This window comes from Sporosarcina sp. P20a, from assembly GCF_002743175.1.
Taxonomy (GTDB): domain Bacteria; phylum Bacillota; class Bacilli; order Bacillales_A; family Planococcaceae; genus Sporosarcina.
Genome location: NZ_PDYT01000008.1, coordinates 26,999 through 41,645, shown reverse-complemented (window position 1 = coordinate 41,645; position 14,647 = coordinate 26,999). Strand labels below are relative to the sequence as shown.

At 41.3% G+C, this 14,647-nt stretch carries 12 protein-coding genes; 11 read left to right on the top strand and 1 reads right to left on the bottom strand.

Going from position 1 to position 14,647, the window contains the following annotated elements:
- Position 1: 1 nt before the first annotated feature.
- Both CSV72_RS09110 and CSV72_RS09105 read left to right on the top strand, forming a co-directional pair.
- Positions 2-388 carry a DMT family transporter gene (locus CSV72_RS09110; protein WP_099678066.1) on the top strand — a complete coding sequence of 129 codons (387 nt, stop codon included), beginning with the start codon at positions 2-4 and terminating at the stop codon, positions 386-388.
- The gene (locus tag CSV72_RS09105) at positions 351-665 is read left to right on the top strand and encodes a DMT family transporter (RefSeq protein WP_099678065.1); all 315 of its coding nucleotides are present in this window, start codon (positions 351-353) and stop codon (positions 663-665) included. The genes CSV72_RS09110 and CSV72_RS09105 overlap by 38 nt, the downstream gene beginning before the upstream one ends.
- A 97-nt stretch (positions 666-762) precedes the next feature.
- On the opposite strand, the gene sda is transcribed toward CSV72_RS09105, so the two are convergent.
- Positions 763-879, bottom strand: coding sequence for a sporulation histidine kinase inhibitor Sda (sda, locus tag CSV72_RS09100; RefSeq protein WP_233190482.1), 117 nt, complete (start codon positions 877-879; stop codon positions 763-765).
- A 763-nt stretch (positions 880-1,642) separates the two neighbouring features.
- Between sda and ilvD the strand changes: the two genes are divergently transcribed.
- The 9 genes from ilvD (at position 1,643) to CSV72_RS09055 (ending at position 14,405) form a co-directional block, all read left to right on the top strand.
- Entirely contained in the window at positions 1,643-3,310 is a 1,668-nt protein-coding gene (gene ilvD / locus CSV72_RS09095) for a dihydroxy-acid dehydratase (protein ID WP_099678064.1), read from the top strand.
- Between the two features lie 359 nt (positions 3,311-3,669).
- Positions 3,670-5,418, top strand: a complete 1,749-nt coding sequence (gene ilvB, locus CSV72_RS09090; RefSeq protein ID WP_099678063.1) for a biosynthetic-type acetolactate synthase large subunit — start codon at positions 3,670-3,672, stop codon at positions 5,416-5,418.
- On the top strand, positions 5,415-5,930 hold the full coding sequence (gene ilvN, locus CSV72_RS09085; protein ID WP_099635050.1) for an acetolactate synthase small subunit: 516 nt from the start codon (positions 5,415-5,417) through the stop codon (positions 5,928-5,930). The genes ilvB and ilvN overlap by 4 nt, the downstream gene beginning before the upstream one ends.
- 32 nt (positions 5,931-5,962) lie before the next feature.
- Positions 5,963-6,997 (top strand): ketol-acid reductoisomerase, encoded by a 1,035-nt coding sequence (gene ilvC / locus CSV72_RS09080; RefSeq protein WP_099678062.1) that lies wholly within the window; start codon positions 5,963-5,965, stop codon positions 6,995-6,997.
- Positions 6,984-8,525 carry a 2-isopropylmalate synthase gene (locus tag CSV72_RS09075; RefSeq protein ID WP_099678061.1) on the top strand — a complete coding sequence of 514 codons (1,542 nt, stop codon included), beginning with the start codon at positions 6,984-6,986 and terminating at the stop codon, positions 8,523-8,525. The genes ilvC and CSV72_RS09075 overlap by 14 nt, the downstream gene beginning before the upstream one ends.
- Before the next feature lie 66 nt (positions 8,526-8,591).
- The gene (leuB, locus tag CSV72_RS09070) at positions 8,592-9,692 is read left to right on the top strand and encodes a 3-isopropylmalate dehydrogenase (RefSeq protein ID WP_099678060.1); all 1,101 of its coding nucleotides are present in this window, start codon (positions 8,592-8,594) and stop codon (positions 9,690-9,692) included.
- Positions 9,693-9,836: 144 nt separating this feature from the next.
- The gene (leuC, locus tag CSV72_RS09065; protein WP_099678059.1) at positions 9,837-11,249 is read left to right on the top strand and encodes a 3-isopropylmalate dehydratase large subunit; all 1,413 of its coding nucleotides are present in this window, start codon (positions 9,837-9,839) and stop codon (positions 11,247-11,249) included.
- Between the two features lie 13 nt (positions 11,250-11,262).
- Entirely contained in the window at positions 11,263-11,847 is a 585-nt protein-coding gene (gene leuD / locus CSV72_RS09060; RefSeq protein ID WP_099678058.1) for a 3-isopropylmalate dehydratase small subunit, read from the top strand.
- Positions 11,848-12,137: 290 nt separating this feature from the next.
- Entirely contained in the window at positions 12,138-14,405 is a 2,268-nt protein-coding gene (locus CSV72_RS09055) for an S-layer homology domain-containing protein (RefSeq protein WP_099678057.1), read from the top strand.
- Positions 14,406-14,647 lie beyond the last annotated feature (242 nt).

Sequence of the window (14,647 nt, the reverse complement as noted above, 5' to 3'; positions counted from 1 at the left end):
TATGAATAAAGCATGGCTATATGTCGCATTAACTAGTTTCTTTGAATTAGTGTGGATTTTTGGATTTAACACAGCGACTCACTGGTGGCACTGGATATTTATCATAGGCTTTATATTTGTGGATTTTCATTTCCTCACAAAAGCCTGCGAGGGGCTACCGACAGGAACGGTCTATGCAATATTCGCGGGAATCGGAACAGTCGGTACATCTTTAATGGATGTCATGTTCTTCGGTGAACATATTAGTATAGGGAAGATCTTTTTCATCTTCATTCTAGTACTGGGTGTTGCAGGATTAAAGATAGCGGATGGGCAGGATGAAAAGAAAGCGCTGAAGGGAGTGAAAGACGATGGGTTGGATTCTAGTATTCTTGGCAGCTCTAAGTGAGTTTGCCGGTGTTATCGGCTTGAAAAAGTTTAGTGAGAACAAGACATTGGGTAACGGCTTGCTATACTACGGAGGGTTCGGTATAGCGTTCTTCTTTCTGTACAACTCCTTTAAGTTCCTGCAAGTTAGTACAGCGTATGCCGTGTGGATTGGCATAGGTACAGCGGGTGCCGTACTCATTAATATGGTGTTCTTCGGTGAATCGAAGAGTACAGGTAGAGTAGTGAGTCTTATCCTCATCGTCATCGGTGTAGTTGGACTCAAAGCTTTATCATAAATTATATCTCCTATATATAGAAGGAGATGTACTAATAGAATGGAAAATGGACATGCCTATGTCAATTAGGCATGTCCATTTTATTGTATCCGAAAGATCAGCTACTGAGTTTTATCGATTCCAAGGCACGTTTACGTATCTCGTGTTCTAACATTTGGATGAACTCGAGATTTAGTTGATACTTTTGCGCCTGTTGATAGGAATAGAGTAACATTTGATCCGATAAATGTAGCACAGTAGAATCGCCTCCTTTAGGATGAATTGATTGAAATCAGTCTGCATGCTTCTCTCTAGATGTTATCTCTTACTTTACCAAAGGAATCCAAAAAGAACAAGCGTTCGAATTGTCCACAGTACCGGTGGGTAAGCTGTGGGTAATATGTGTATCGTTTACATAAACTGCCAAGATATGCGGTGTATAATGTGTATAGAGTTATGAACAAAATATAAATGTCGAATGCTGTCGAGCGAAACTTGTCATCTGCAATGAATAAAAAACGAATTCTTGAATAGGGCCAGCAAAGTAATAGTTGAAATCTAGAAAATTGATACGTAAGTAGAAGTGTGAACTAGTGAGGAAGAAAACGAAAAATCTGATCAATTCATACCAAGTAATAGGGTCTGGGTGGATTATTGATTGAAAGTACAACCTTGTCATCTATTTATATAGTATCGATATTACCTAAGTTTCCTTTCTTCAATGAAAGAAACGAGATTAAGTCAAAAAAAATTTAATGAATTTCGATATGCAATATATCGCACTGTGGTGCGTGTGTAAGCGTATTCAGATGTTTTTAATTAGTCACAATTAACGAAAAACTTTAAAAATACGGTTGACCTTTATTCATATACAAGATATGATTACAACAATCTAGTTCATAGCGGTGAACATTTCACTAGCTGTTCAGAATATTCAACTGAATGAAATTAATATAATTAGCAATTGATTCGTTCAATTAGTTTAGGAGAGATTGCAAATGAGAAGTGACATGATAAAAAAAGGAATCGATCGTGCACCACATCGTAGCTTACTATACGCAGCTGGTGTTAAAACGAAAGATATGAACAAACCATTTATCGGAGTGTGTAACTCCTATATAGATATTATTCCGGGACATATGCACTTGAACAAATTCGCGGAAGTAGTTAAAGAAGCGATTTGGGAAGCGGGCGGCGTGCCGTTTGAATTTAACACAATCGGTGTAGATGATGGAATTGCAATGGGGCATATTGGTATGCGTTATTCATTGCCAAGCCGAGAGTTAATTGCAGATTCAGCAGAGACAGTCATTAATGCGCACTGGTTTGATGGAGTCTTCTATATACCTAACTGTGACAAAATCACACCAGGTATGCTGATGGCAGCTGTTAGAACAAACGTCCCTTCTGTATTCGTTTCAGGTGGACCGATGGAAGCTGGTGTTTCCGCAACAGGCGATGTTCTATCATTAACCTCTGTGTTTGAAGGTGTTGGAGCTTACAAGAGCGGTAAGATGTCAGCTGAAACGTTGCTTGATATTGAGCAGAATGCTTGTCCTTCATGCGGATCTTGTTCAGGCATGTTCACAGCGAACTCCATGAACTCGTTGATGGAAATGCTCGGTATGGCTCTTCCAGGAAATGCGACAATTCTTGCCACGTCGGATGATCGTCATAGACTAATTAAAGATGCAGCGAAACACTTAATGAATTGTATTAAAAATGATATTAAACCACGTGACATCATCACGAAAGAAACAATCGACGATGCATTCGCACTTGATATGGCAATGGGTGGTTCGACGAATACAGTCCTTCACACATTAGCGATCGCTCACGAAGCAGAAATTGATTACAATATTGAAGATGTTAACGAGGTAGCAAAACGAGTGCCGTACTTATCCAAAATCATGCCAGCTTCCGATTATTCGATGGATGATGTTGAAAAAGCCGGTGGTGTCAGTGCAATTATCAATGAATTGTGTCAAATTGATGGAGCGATACACAAAGATCGTATTACAATCACAGGCAAGACGATTGCAGAAGATGTTGCAGGACATGAAATTACGAATACAGATGTCATACGAACGAAAGATAATCCATATAGTCCAGTAGGTGGCCTGTCCATTCTATTTGGAAACATTGCTCCTGAAGGTTCTGTCATTAAAGTGGGGGCAGTTGATCCCTCTATCACGGAGTTCAGAGGAGAAGCAATTGTCTTTGAATCACAAGAAGAAGCGCAAGAAAATATTGATAATGACACTGTCAAAGCAGGCCATGTTGTCGTCATTCGATATGAAGGACCTAAAGGTGGACCGGGGATGCCAGAAATGTTGGCACCAACTTCCGCGATTATGGGTAAAGGGCTAGGTAAAGAAGTTGCGTTGATTACAGATGGTCGTTTCTCTGGGGCTTCGCGAGGTATTTCAATTGGACATATCTCACCAGAAGCAGCATCCGGTGGACCGATTGCACTTGTAGAGAACGGAGATATTATCGAAATTGATCTGACGAAACGTACGATCGAACTTGTAGTATCTGATGAAGTTCTTGCAGAACGTCGTCATGCATTGAAACCATTTGAACCTAAAATTAAAAAAGGATATCTTGCTAGATATTCGCAATTAGTTACTTCAGCAAGCACTGGTGGAGTTATGAAAATTTAATATACAAAACGTTGATGAGGTTAAAGTAGATAGAAAATGTATTCACAGAGAGCCGGCGGTGCTGCAAGTCCGGCAATACAGCTATTTGCGACATCCCCTCGGAGTGGATTGCTAAAAGGTATACCGATTAGGCAGTCTCGGGCTCGATTATCGGGCTCGTTAGCAATGAGAAAGTACAGCTTCGGCTTGCTTTTTCTTAAGGTGACTAACGTCACGAACTAGGGTGGTACCATGAAAGCTTTTTCATCCCTATGTAAAGAGAGTAGAATTCTTTGCGTGGGATGAAAAGGTTTTTTTTTTAGGAAAAAACGCCATTGGCTAAAATATATATAGTTGAAAATTGTAAGGAGGAGTTCAGTATGAGTGCTGAAGTACAAGAAAAACAGACTGCATCTACTATGCCAAAGGAACAAGCCGTAAATAAACCTGCAGATGGTTCTGCCATCTTGATTCAATCGCTTAAAGAACAGAACGTAGAAATAATCTTTGGATATCCTGGAGGAGCAGTTCTCCCAATCTATGATGCGCTATATAACGATCCGATACCACACGTATTAGCACGTCACGAACAAGGTGCAATTCACGCAGCAGAGGGATATGCAAGAGTTTCTGGGAAAACAGGTGTGGTCATTGCCACATCAGGTCCAGGTGCAACGAACTTAGTAACGGGCATTACAGATGCCATGATGGATTCACTTCCATTAGTAGTTATTACAGGTCAAGTAGCAACTACAGTGATTGGATCGGACGCTTTCCAGGAAGCGGATATTATTGGAATTACTCAACCAATTACAAAACATAACTATCAAGTGCAAAGTGTAGCGGACATTCCACGTATTTTGCGTGAGGCTTTCCACATTGCCTCCACAGGAAGACCAGGCCCGGTCGTAGTCGATGTACCGAAAAATGTTGCAACAGATCTCTTTGTACCCGTTGAAAAAGAAGATAAAGAAGTGAATTTGCCTGGTTATCAGCCAACTACTACACCAAATTATCTGCAAATTCAAAAAGCTTCGAAAGCTATCTCTAGTGCAAAAAAGCCCATGATTCTTGCAGGTGCAGGTGTACTTCATGCAGGCGGAACGGCCGAGCTGAAGGAACTTATCGAAACGCATCGTATTCCAGTAGTCAATACATTACTTGGCTTGGGTACAATCCACGGAGAGCATGAACTGTTTTACGGAATGGCTGGAATGCACGGTACGGCAACTGCCAACTATGCTCTAAGCGAATGCGATTTATTGCTCAATGTGGGTGCTCGTTTTGATGATCGTCTAACAGGTAACTTGGATGCATTCTTGCCGAATGCACGGGTCATTCACATAGATATCGACCCAGCAGAGATTGGTAAAAACGTTGTGACTGAAATTCCTATTGTAGCTGATGCGAAAGAAGCGTTAACAGCATTGCTGAAGGCGGATTTCAAATCACCAGACACAGTAGAATGGGTAGGCTATTTGAATGGTTTAGCAGACAAATATCCACTTTGGTATCAAACGGATGAGGGAGCATTATTACCGCAACAAGCACTTGAGATTATACATCGGATTACAAATGGTGATGCGATCGTCACAACAGACGTTGGACAGCACCAAATGTGGACTGCTCAATATTACCGTTTCAATAATCCGGATAACTGGGTAACTTCAGGTGGATTAGGAACAATGGGCTTTGGCTTCCCAGCAGCAATCGGTGCACAACTTGCAAGACCGAAAGATCGTGTCATTGCAATTGTTGGAGACGCAGGCTTCCAAATGACAGCACAAGAGCTTTCACTTCTTCAGGAAATGCGGATTCCGGTGAAAGTCATCATTTTAAATAACGGTGCACTAGGTATGGTACGTCAGTGGCAAGAGACATTCTACGAAGAACGTTACTCACAGTCACTAGTTCCGGTACAACCAGACTTCATTAGATTAGCAGAAGCATACGACCTGAAAGGGTATCGTATTCACAATGTTGAAGAAGCTGAAAAGGTATTTACAGAAGCGCTATTATCTGACGAGCCGGTCTTGATTGATTGCCGAGTGAAACAACGTGAAAACGTCTATCCGATGGTTGCTCCAGGTAAAGGATTACAAGACATGATTGGAGTGAGTCCTCAGTGAAACGAATTATTACAGTAACAGTAATTAATCAGAGCGGGGTATTAAACCGTGTAACGGGACTGCTAATGAAGCGTCAATTCAATATTGAAAGTATGACTGTTGGTGCTACGGAACAGCCAAATAGATCCAAGATGACCTTTCAAGTTCACGTAGAAGATGAAACTAAAATTGAACAACTTGTAAAACAGCTGCAAAAGCAGATTGATGTTATTACAGTGAAAGATATAACAGACAAAGCAATCGTGTTACGTGAGTTAGCGCTAGTAAAGGTCATCTCTCCACCACAGATTCGCTCTGAGATGAATAGTATTGTGGAACCTTTCCGTCCGACTATAGTCGATTCCGGAAAGAATGTAGTAACGTACCAAGTAACGGGTGACCCAGATAAAATCGAAGCGTTTATCGATTTGCTGAAACCATATGGCATCAAAGAATTAACACGAACTGGCGCAACCGGCTTTGCCCGAGATATGCAAAAGGTTCAAGCACCACAGTTGTCGATTTTAAAATAATAAAACACACACACACTTAGGGGGAAATTAAAATGACGAAAATGTATTATAACCAGGATATCAATGAAGGACTATTAGAAGGAAAAACTATCGCAATTATTGGATACGGTTCACAAGGGCACGCACACGCACGTAACTTGAAAGATTCAGGCTTTAACGTAGTAGTAGGTGTTCGTGCTGGAAAATCATTCGACCAAGCAAAATCGGATGGTCTTGAAGCACTTTCAGTAAAAGAAGCTTCTGAAAAAGCAGATTTGATCATGATCCTACTTCCGGATGAAAACCAAAAAGCAGTATACGAAGCAGAAATTGAACCAGCTCTTGCTAAAGGAAAATCTTTAGTATTCGCACACGGCTTCAACGTACACTTCGGTGAAATTAAACCACCTGCTGACGTAGATGTATTCTTAGTAGCTCCAAAAGGACCAGGACATCTTGTACGTAGAACATTCGAAGCTGGCGGCGGAGTTCCTGCACTATTCGCAGTATATCAAGACGTATCTGGCCAAGCTAAAGACGTTGCTCTTGCGTATGCAAAAGGTATCGGATCTGCTCGTGGCGGCGTTTTGGAAACAACTTTCGAAGAAGAGACAGTTACTGATCTATTCGGAGAGCAAGCTGTACTATGTGGAGGCTTAACTTCACTAGTTAAAGCTGGATTCGAAACTCTAGTAGAAGCTGGGTACCAGCCTGAACTAGCATATTTCGAAACATTGCACGAAACAAAACTAATCGTTGACTTAATGTATGAAGGCGGAATGGCTGGAATGCGTTACTCCATCTCTGACACTGCTGAGTGGGGCGACTTCGTTTCTGGACCACGCGTAGTCGATGCAGATACAAAAGCACGTATGAAAGATATTCTAACTGACATCCAATCAGGTAAATTCGCAAAAGAATGGATTGAAGAGAATGAAAACGGACGTCCTAATTTCAACGCAATCGAAGAAGCAGAAGCTAAGCACCAAATCGAAGAAGTAGGACAGAAGCTTCGTTCTATGATGCCATTCATCAACGAAGGAGCTAAATCAAAAGAGGAAGAAGTGGTAGCGAGTGAGAAAAATTGATCTTTTCGATACAACTCTTCGCGACGGTGAGCAATCTGCAGGTATTAATTTAAATACGGTAGAAAAACTAGAGATCGCTCGTCAGTTAGAAAAACTAGGGGTAGCAGTTATTGAAGCAGGATTTCCTGCTTCTTCCCCAGGTGATTTCGAAGCCGTTCAACGCATTGCCAATACAGTGAAAAATTCTACTGTTACGGGTCTTGCTAGAGCAATGAAAAATGACATTGATATAACATGGGAAGCGTTACGTGGCGGAGAACAACCGCATATCCATGTGTTTTTAGCTACATCACCCATTCATATGGAGTATAAGTTAAAGAAGTCTCCGGACGAAGTAGTGGATATTGCAGTAGATGCAGTCAAATACGCCAAACAGTATTTCCCTCTCGTTCAGTGGTCAGCAGAAGATGCTTTCCGTTCTGATAAGGAATACCTTGTACGTATTATTAATCAAGTAATTGCGGCAGGAGCTACGACTATTAATGTTCCGGATACTGTAGGCTATGCAACACCTGCAGAATATGGCGCTCTATTCAAGTATTTGAAAGAGAATGTAACAGGAATAGAGAACGTGAAGCTTTCAGCTCATTGTCATGATGACCTTGGGATGGCTGTTGCAAACTCCATTGCAGCAGTTGAGAATGGTGCGGACCAAGTAGAATGTACGATTAACGGTATTGGAGAGCGCGCAGGCAATGCAGCATTAGAAGAAATTGCTGTCGCCATGCACATCCGTAAAGACTTCTACAATATAGAAACTGGGATCAACTTAAAAGAAATCAAAAAAGCTAGTCAGCTTGTTAGCCGGTTGACAGGGGTAGTTATCCAGCCAAACAAAGCAGTCGTCGGAAAGAATGCATTCGCCCATGAATCTGGAATTCACCAGGATGGCATGCTGAAAAACCGTGAGACATACGAAATTATCACGCCAGAATTAATTGGTGAAACGGATATACCGTTAGCATTAGGTAAACACTCCGGACGTGCTGCGTTCAAAGATCGGGCAATGACTATGGGGTTTGAATTGACTGATCACCAATTAAATGAAGCATTTGATGACTTCAAAAAATTAGCAGACCGTAAAAAGGAAATCACAGAAGACGATTTGTTTGTTCTATTTACAGGACAACAATTGGCGGATACGGATACACCGATTTACGAATTGCATAATGTTCAAGTACAATACGGTACAAATAATATTCCGACAGCTACTGTGACAGCGACAGTGCCAAGCGGAGAAACAGTTACTGTGGCAACGACTGGTGCAGGTTCTGTTGAATCGATCTTCAACGCACTGGAATTGGCAATTAAAGGTGAAGTACTCATTCTCGATTATCGTGTAACATCGATCGGTAAAGGCCGCGATGCACTGGGAGAGGCAGTAGTCAACTTAAGACATAACGGACTCGAGCTTACGGGCCGAGACGTAGCGCAAGACGTGCTAGAAGCGTCTGCAAAAGCTTATTTGAATGCTATCAATCGTCAACTAGTTCGCGAACAATTGCGGAAAGAAGAGTTAATGAAATAGGCAACATATCAAAGGGATAGAGTATTCGATCGAGTGATACGAGATTGATCAAGGAGGAGAAGTTCTATGGAAAAGAAAGTAGCAGTATTACCCGGAGACGGCATAGGCCCCGAGGTAGTAGCAGAGGCAGTTAGAGTATTGGAAGTGATCGGCAGACGTTTTAACCATACATTCCATACAGAATATGGACTAATCGGTGGAGCGGCGATTGATGAAAAGAATAACCCACTTCCTAAAGAGACAATTGAGTTATGTGAGTCAAGCGACGCCATTCTTCTAGGAGCAGTGGGTGGCCCTAAATGGGATCAGAATCCATCTGAATTACGACCGGAAAAAGGGTTGCTTGCGATACGTAAACATTTTGATCTATTTGCAAACCTTCGTCCTGTTGCAGCTGTACCTTCTTTGATCCAAGCTTCTCCTTTAAAAGAAGAAATCGTCAAAGAGGTCGATATGATGATTGTTCGGGAATTAACTGGAGGTCTTTACTTCGGTAAACCGAGCCGTCACACAGATCAATCGGCTGTTGATACGCTTGTATATACACGTGAAGAAATCGAACGTATTGTCGACAAAGGTTTCGAGTTGGCTCGCCTACGTAAAGGCAAAGTAACTTCTGTGGACAAAGCGAATGTGCTCGAATCTAGTAAGCTTTGGAGAAAGATTGTAGATGAGAAAAAGTTGCAGTATCCAGATGTGGAAGTAGAGCATCAGCTAGTGGACTCCGCAGCGATGAAGTTAATTACAAACCCTGCATATTTTGATGTAATCGTTACTGAGAATATGTTTGGAGATATTTTGAGTGATGAAGCGTCTGTTATTACAGGATCACTTGGATTACTACCTTCAGCGAGTGTCCGTTCAGACGGTTTGGGTCTATATGAGCCAGTACATGGTTCGGCCCCAGATGTAGCAGGGCAAGGCGTAGCTAATCCAGCGGCAACTATTCTTTCTGTCGCTATGATGCTGAAGTATTCATTTGGATTAGAAACTGAAGCAACAGCAATTGAAAAAGCAGTCAATACAGTATTCGAAGAAGGTCACTTTACAGCAGATTTAGCTGGTAAGGATCAACGTTCATTAACGACTAAAGAATGGACAGATAAGATTGTAGATGAACTGGATCTTCAGTTCGTTTCCAACAGTATCATGTTCTCGTATATTTAAATAAATACCGCTGTCTATGTCTCGACATGCACATGAGGGCATACCGAAACTGGTGCGCCCTTTGTGTGTAGCTAGAGAAATGACTGACGAGTTGAATCTGATGCCACACATTCATATGGTAATGGCTTGGAAGGGGAAACAATTATGGCTAAAACAATTATTGAGAAAATATGGGATGAGCATATTGTGTACGAAGAAGAGGGAAAGCCGGATCTACTATATATTGATCTTCATTTGATTCATGAAGTGACATCACCACAGGCATTTGAAGGGTTGCGTCTCGCAAACCGTAAAGTGCGTCGACCGGATCTTTGTTTTGCTACTATGGATCACAACGTTCCGACTAAAAATTTACCGGTAATCAATGACCCAATTGCCAAGAAACAAATTACAACACTTGCAAAAAACTGTGAAGAGTTTGGCGTTCAATTGGCTGATATGGAACATCCGGATCAAGGAATTGTACATATTATCGGTCCTGAACTTGGATTGACACAGCCAGGAAAGACCATTGTTTGTGGTGACAGCCATACTTCAACACATGGTGCATTCGGAGCGATTGCATTCGGAATCGGCACAAGTGAAGTAGAGCATGTATTATCTACACAAACACTATGGCAAGGTAAACCGAAAACGATGGAGATCCGCGTGACAGGTAAAATCGGCTTTGGCGTAACAGCTAAAGATATTATACTTGCAATTATTTCAAAGTTTGGAATTGGTGTAGGTACTGGACATATAGTCGAGTACACAGGAGAAGCAATTCGTGGACTTACAATGGAAGAGCGTATGACAATATGTAATATGTCCATTGAAGCGGGAGCAAAAGCAGGTTTAATTGGTCCAGACGAAACAACAATCATTTATCTACGTGGTCGCCGTTATGCATCACAAGGCGAAGAATTTGAAGCGGCAGCAGAGCGTTGGCTCGCATTGAATACGGACGAAGGCGCAGTCTATGATCAAGTTCTCGAAATTCATGCAGACGAAATCGAACCATTTGTAACGTGGGGAACGAACCCATCTATGGGATCTGGGATTTCAGCTAACATTCCTACAACTGCAGACTATGTATCTGAAACAGACAAGTCCGCACTTCGTTCCGCGATGGAGTACATGGGACTTGAAGAAGGAATGGCGTTAACGGATATTGAAATTCAACACGCATTTATTGGTTCATGTACAAATGCGCGTCTTAGCGATTTGGAAGCAGCGGCGAATGTGGTAAAAGGTAAACACGTTCATCCGACTGTAACTGCAATTGTCGTACCAGGTTCACGCACTGTGAAAAAGCAGGCGGAAGATATCGGTCTCGATAAAATCTTCACGGATGCAGGTTTTGAGTGGAGAGAATCAGGATGTAGTATGTGTTTAGCTATGAATGATGATGTAGTACCAGCCGGCGAGCGCTGTGCTTCTACATCCAACCGCAACTTTGAAGGACGCCAAGGTGCAGGCTCACGCACACATCTAGTCAGCCCATCCATGGCTGCAGCGGCTGCTCTACACGGACATTTCGTAGATGTTCGTAAAATTGAAGCAGCAGTGCAAATTTGAGGAGGGTATTCAGATGGAACCTATTAATAAAATAGAGAGTGTACTCACTCCATTAGATAAAAATAACGTTGATACAGATCAGATCATTTCCAAGGAATTCTTAAAACGCATTGAGCGTACTGGCTTCGGACAATATTTATTCTATCACTGGCGTTTTAATGCAGATGGCACAAAAAATGAAGAGTTCGTGTTGAATGATCTTCGATATGATGGTTCAACTATCCTCGTTGCACATGAGAACTTCGGTTGTGGGTCATCCCGTGAACACGCACCTTGGGCAATTTTGGATTACGGCTTCCGTGTAGTCATTGCTCCAAGCTTTGCAGATATCTTCTACAGTAACTGCTTCAAAAATGGAATATTACCGATTACGTTATCTGTTGCAGAAATTGATGAATTTTTACACAAAGGGAAAGAAGCCCCGTATACATTAACAGTTAGTCTTGAAGACCAGACTGTAGCGGGCGAAGATGGTTCGGTGTATAGCTTCAATATCGATCCATATTCTAAAAAGATGTTGTTAAACGGTTGGGATGAGATTTCGCTAACTTTCCAATATGAAGACAAGATTACAGAATACGAACAGAAGCATGCATGATTCAAAACAGTTCATCGCTTACTTAGCATGAACTGTTTTTTACGTATTCGGGTACCTGTTGAAAAAGTAAAAATAAGTTGTGAAACTTTGAAACTAATTCTGTCTTTTTGCGTCTGTACGGTGCGGTTTCGGAAAATAGAAAAGTGGCCTTAGTAAGTATCGCAGCTAGATGGTATGGAATCTTCTTCCTCTACGATGATAGTCCAATTGAAATGTTTGGTATGCTATAATTGTCGAAGGAAACTACATACTAATACCAAGAAATTTAAAGACTGGGGTTGATTTTAAAGATGTTCAGCGCATCAAAGAAAAGTACATTCGCAATTTTAAATTCATTTCTAATCGCGACGTTAGTATGCTTCATTGCACTACCAATCAATGCGCAAGCAGAAACGGTAAACCAGCGTTTCTCCGATGTAAGCAATGAATATTGGGCAAAGGATGAAGTAACACAACTCGTAGAAGAAGGAATCATTAACGGGTATCAAGATTTACAATACCGTCCCGGAATTAGCATCAAACGTGGGCAAGCTGCAAACTTGCTGACTGCTGCATTGAAATTGCCTGAAGCTCCCTATCAGCCGATATTTAAAGATGTCAGCTCAAAATCTTCCTACTTACGCGGTGCCATGTCTACTTATCAAGAAGGCATATTTAGAGGGAAGCCCGATGGCAACTTCGGTGTTAGTGATGAATTAACACGTGAACAAATGGCAAGTGTGTTAGTTAATGCATTTAAATTAAAAGACACAGGAGAAAAAGTACACTTTACGGATGAGAAAAGTATTAGTGAATCTCACAGATATGGCGTAAAAGTACTGATGCAGCACGGTATTACAACAGGTAAAGAGGATGGATCTTTTGCGCCGAAACTTTCCGTAAACCGTGGTTCATTCGCTGTATTCCTACATAGAGCAATGATTCAAGCAGGACTGCTCGAAAAAAAACAACCGATTGTTTTTAATAAAACACAAACTATGGGGAAATTTGAACCCATTCGTTTTAATCAATATCTTACGGAAGTGCCCTTAACACAAGAGGGACAGACGTACTTACGTTCAAACCATTACATGTCTTTATCCGCTAAACGGGTAAAAGCACATGGACATGCAACAGATCATATTTATGTCTATGGCGTTAGTGAAAGAAAAAGCACGAGAGTCACTGTAACGAAACGAGAATTGCCAAACGGTGATTACTTTACATTCGTTGAGTTAAGAAACCCGGACCGTCTGCCGATCCGTGTCGACTTGGTACGTATCGATGGCGATATCCAAACGAATACAATAGAACGATTTGACAAATTCCCAATGAAAAAAGATGTGGATGATACATTCGGATTCGATATTGCTACTTCGCCAGTTGGTGTTCTTGAAACAATTTCACAACAAGGTACTGGACAGCAAATGATTTCGAAAACATATCGTTCACGTGAACTGGAGTTAAAGTATCGTAATGGTGCAGTCAGCCGGACACGAGAACTTCAGGACGAGAAAGAAACTTACAGCAATATTTTAATGGGCAATAATCGTGTGTCAGTGTATGAATTAAACTCTAGAGGATACGATGTGGTGGATCAATGGTATCTTTCATCCAATAAAAAACTATTCTCGTCAAAGGAAAGATTGGATTCATGGCTTCGTGAATCTATTACCAACTATAAAAAGCGCAACAAATGGTATACAGCTGAAGGCCCATACAATAAGATGGCAACAACTATCGAACCAATGCCTGCTTCAGGGCGAGGATATGGTCGGAATTTACTTCTAGTAAAAGAAGATCGTGTCATGTTGTTATACAATCAAACGAAAGAACGCTATTATGAAGATATTTTGCATAACTCCTTTACGAACTTAGCTGTCTTCAGAGGAAGTAAGCCATATTGGGAAACTGAAGTGACGAGTACGTATTTGACAAATTTATATAACTTCACAGCACCTTTCGTCGATACGCGTTTCAATGAACAGATTGCCTTATTCCTTTATAATGGAGGAAAAGCATTCAATCATACAGACTACAACGAAGGTTTGCGAAACTATGCGAACCTACTTGTACAGCAACATAGAAAAGGGAATGTAAACTTCCTGTCTCCAACTGCATATTATATCCCGGATTACTTCCCAGCAAAATCACAGGTGAAGACCCATACGTCAATGAACCATTTACTTGGCGGCATGAATATACTCTTGCTCGCGTTCCAGGAGTTCAATGATCCGGTCTATTTGGAAAATGCCAGTGCCATTGAAAAAGCGATACGATTTGAAGAAAAGAACTGGACCCGTTCTAATGGGGACATTTGGTACAAACGTGCACCAAATGGTCAGTTTTCAGGAACAGATTATGTTCATCTGACATTGGAAGACTTGATTCACTCTTATGAAAAATGGTCGCAAATCGATCAATCGAAAGCCAAAGTATTTGAGCGGATGATTAAGTCGAAAGCTGGTTATTTGAACAGTACGAAAAAAGGTTATACGACTAAGATCAAAGAAGGTCTAAAACGCATCAACATGTCTAACTTATTGCCAGCAGGTAAAGAGTATACGGACGCGTTATAATAATGAAGACACCATCTCCGTTCGTTTAGGAGATGGTGTTTTTTTGTTGTTTTGCGGAGTAATTATGGGAGATGAAAATGTTGTGTGACGTTTCAGGTTATCCTTCTGAAGAGTAATAGAGCGGTTACTAACGGGCATAGAGCGCTTGCCGAGATTCATAGAGCGATTAATTAGTTAGATAGAGCGCTTTCGAGGGACCATAGAGCACTTCTCAAGGTTTATGAGCGGATATCGTGGAACTA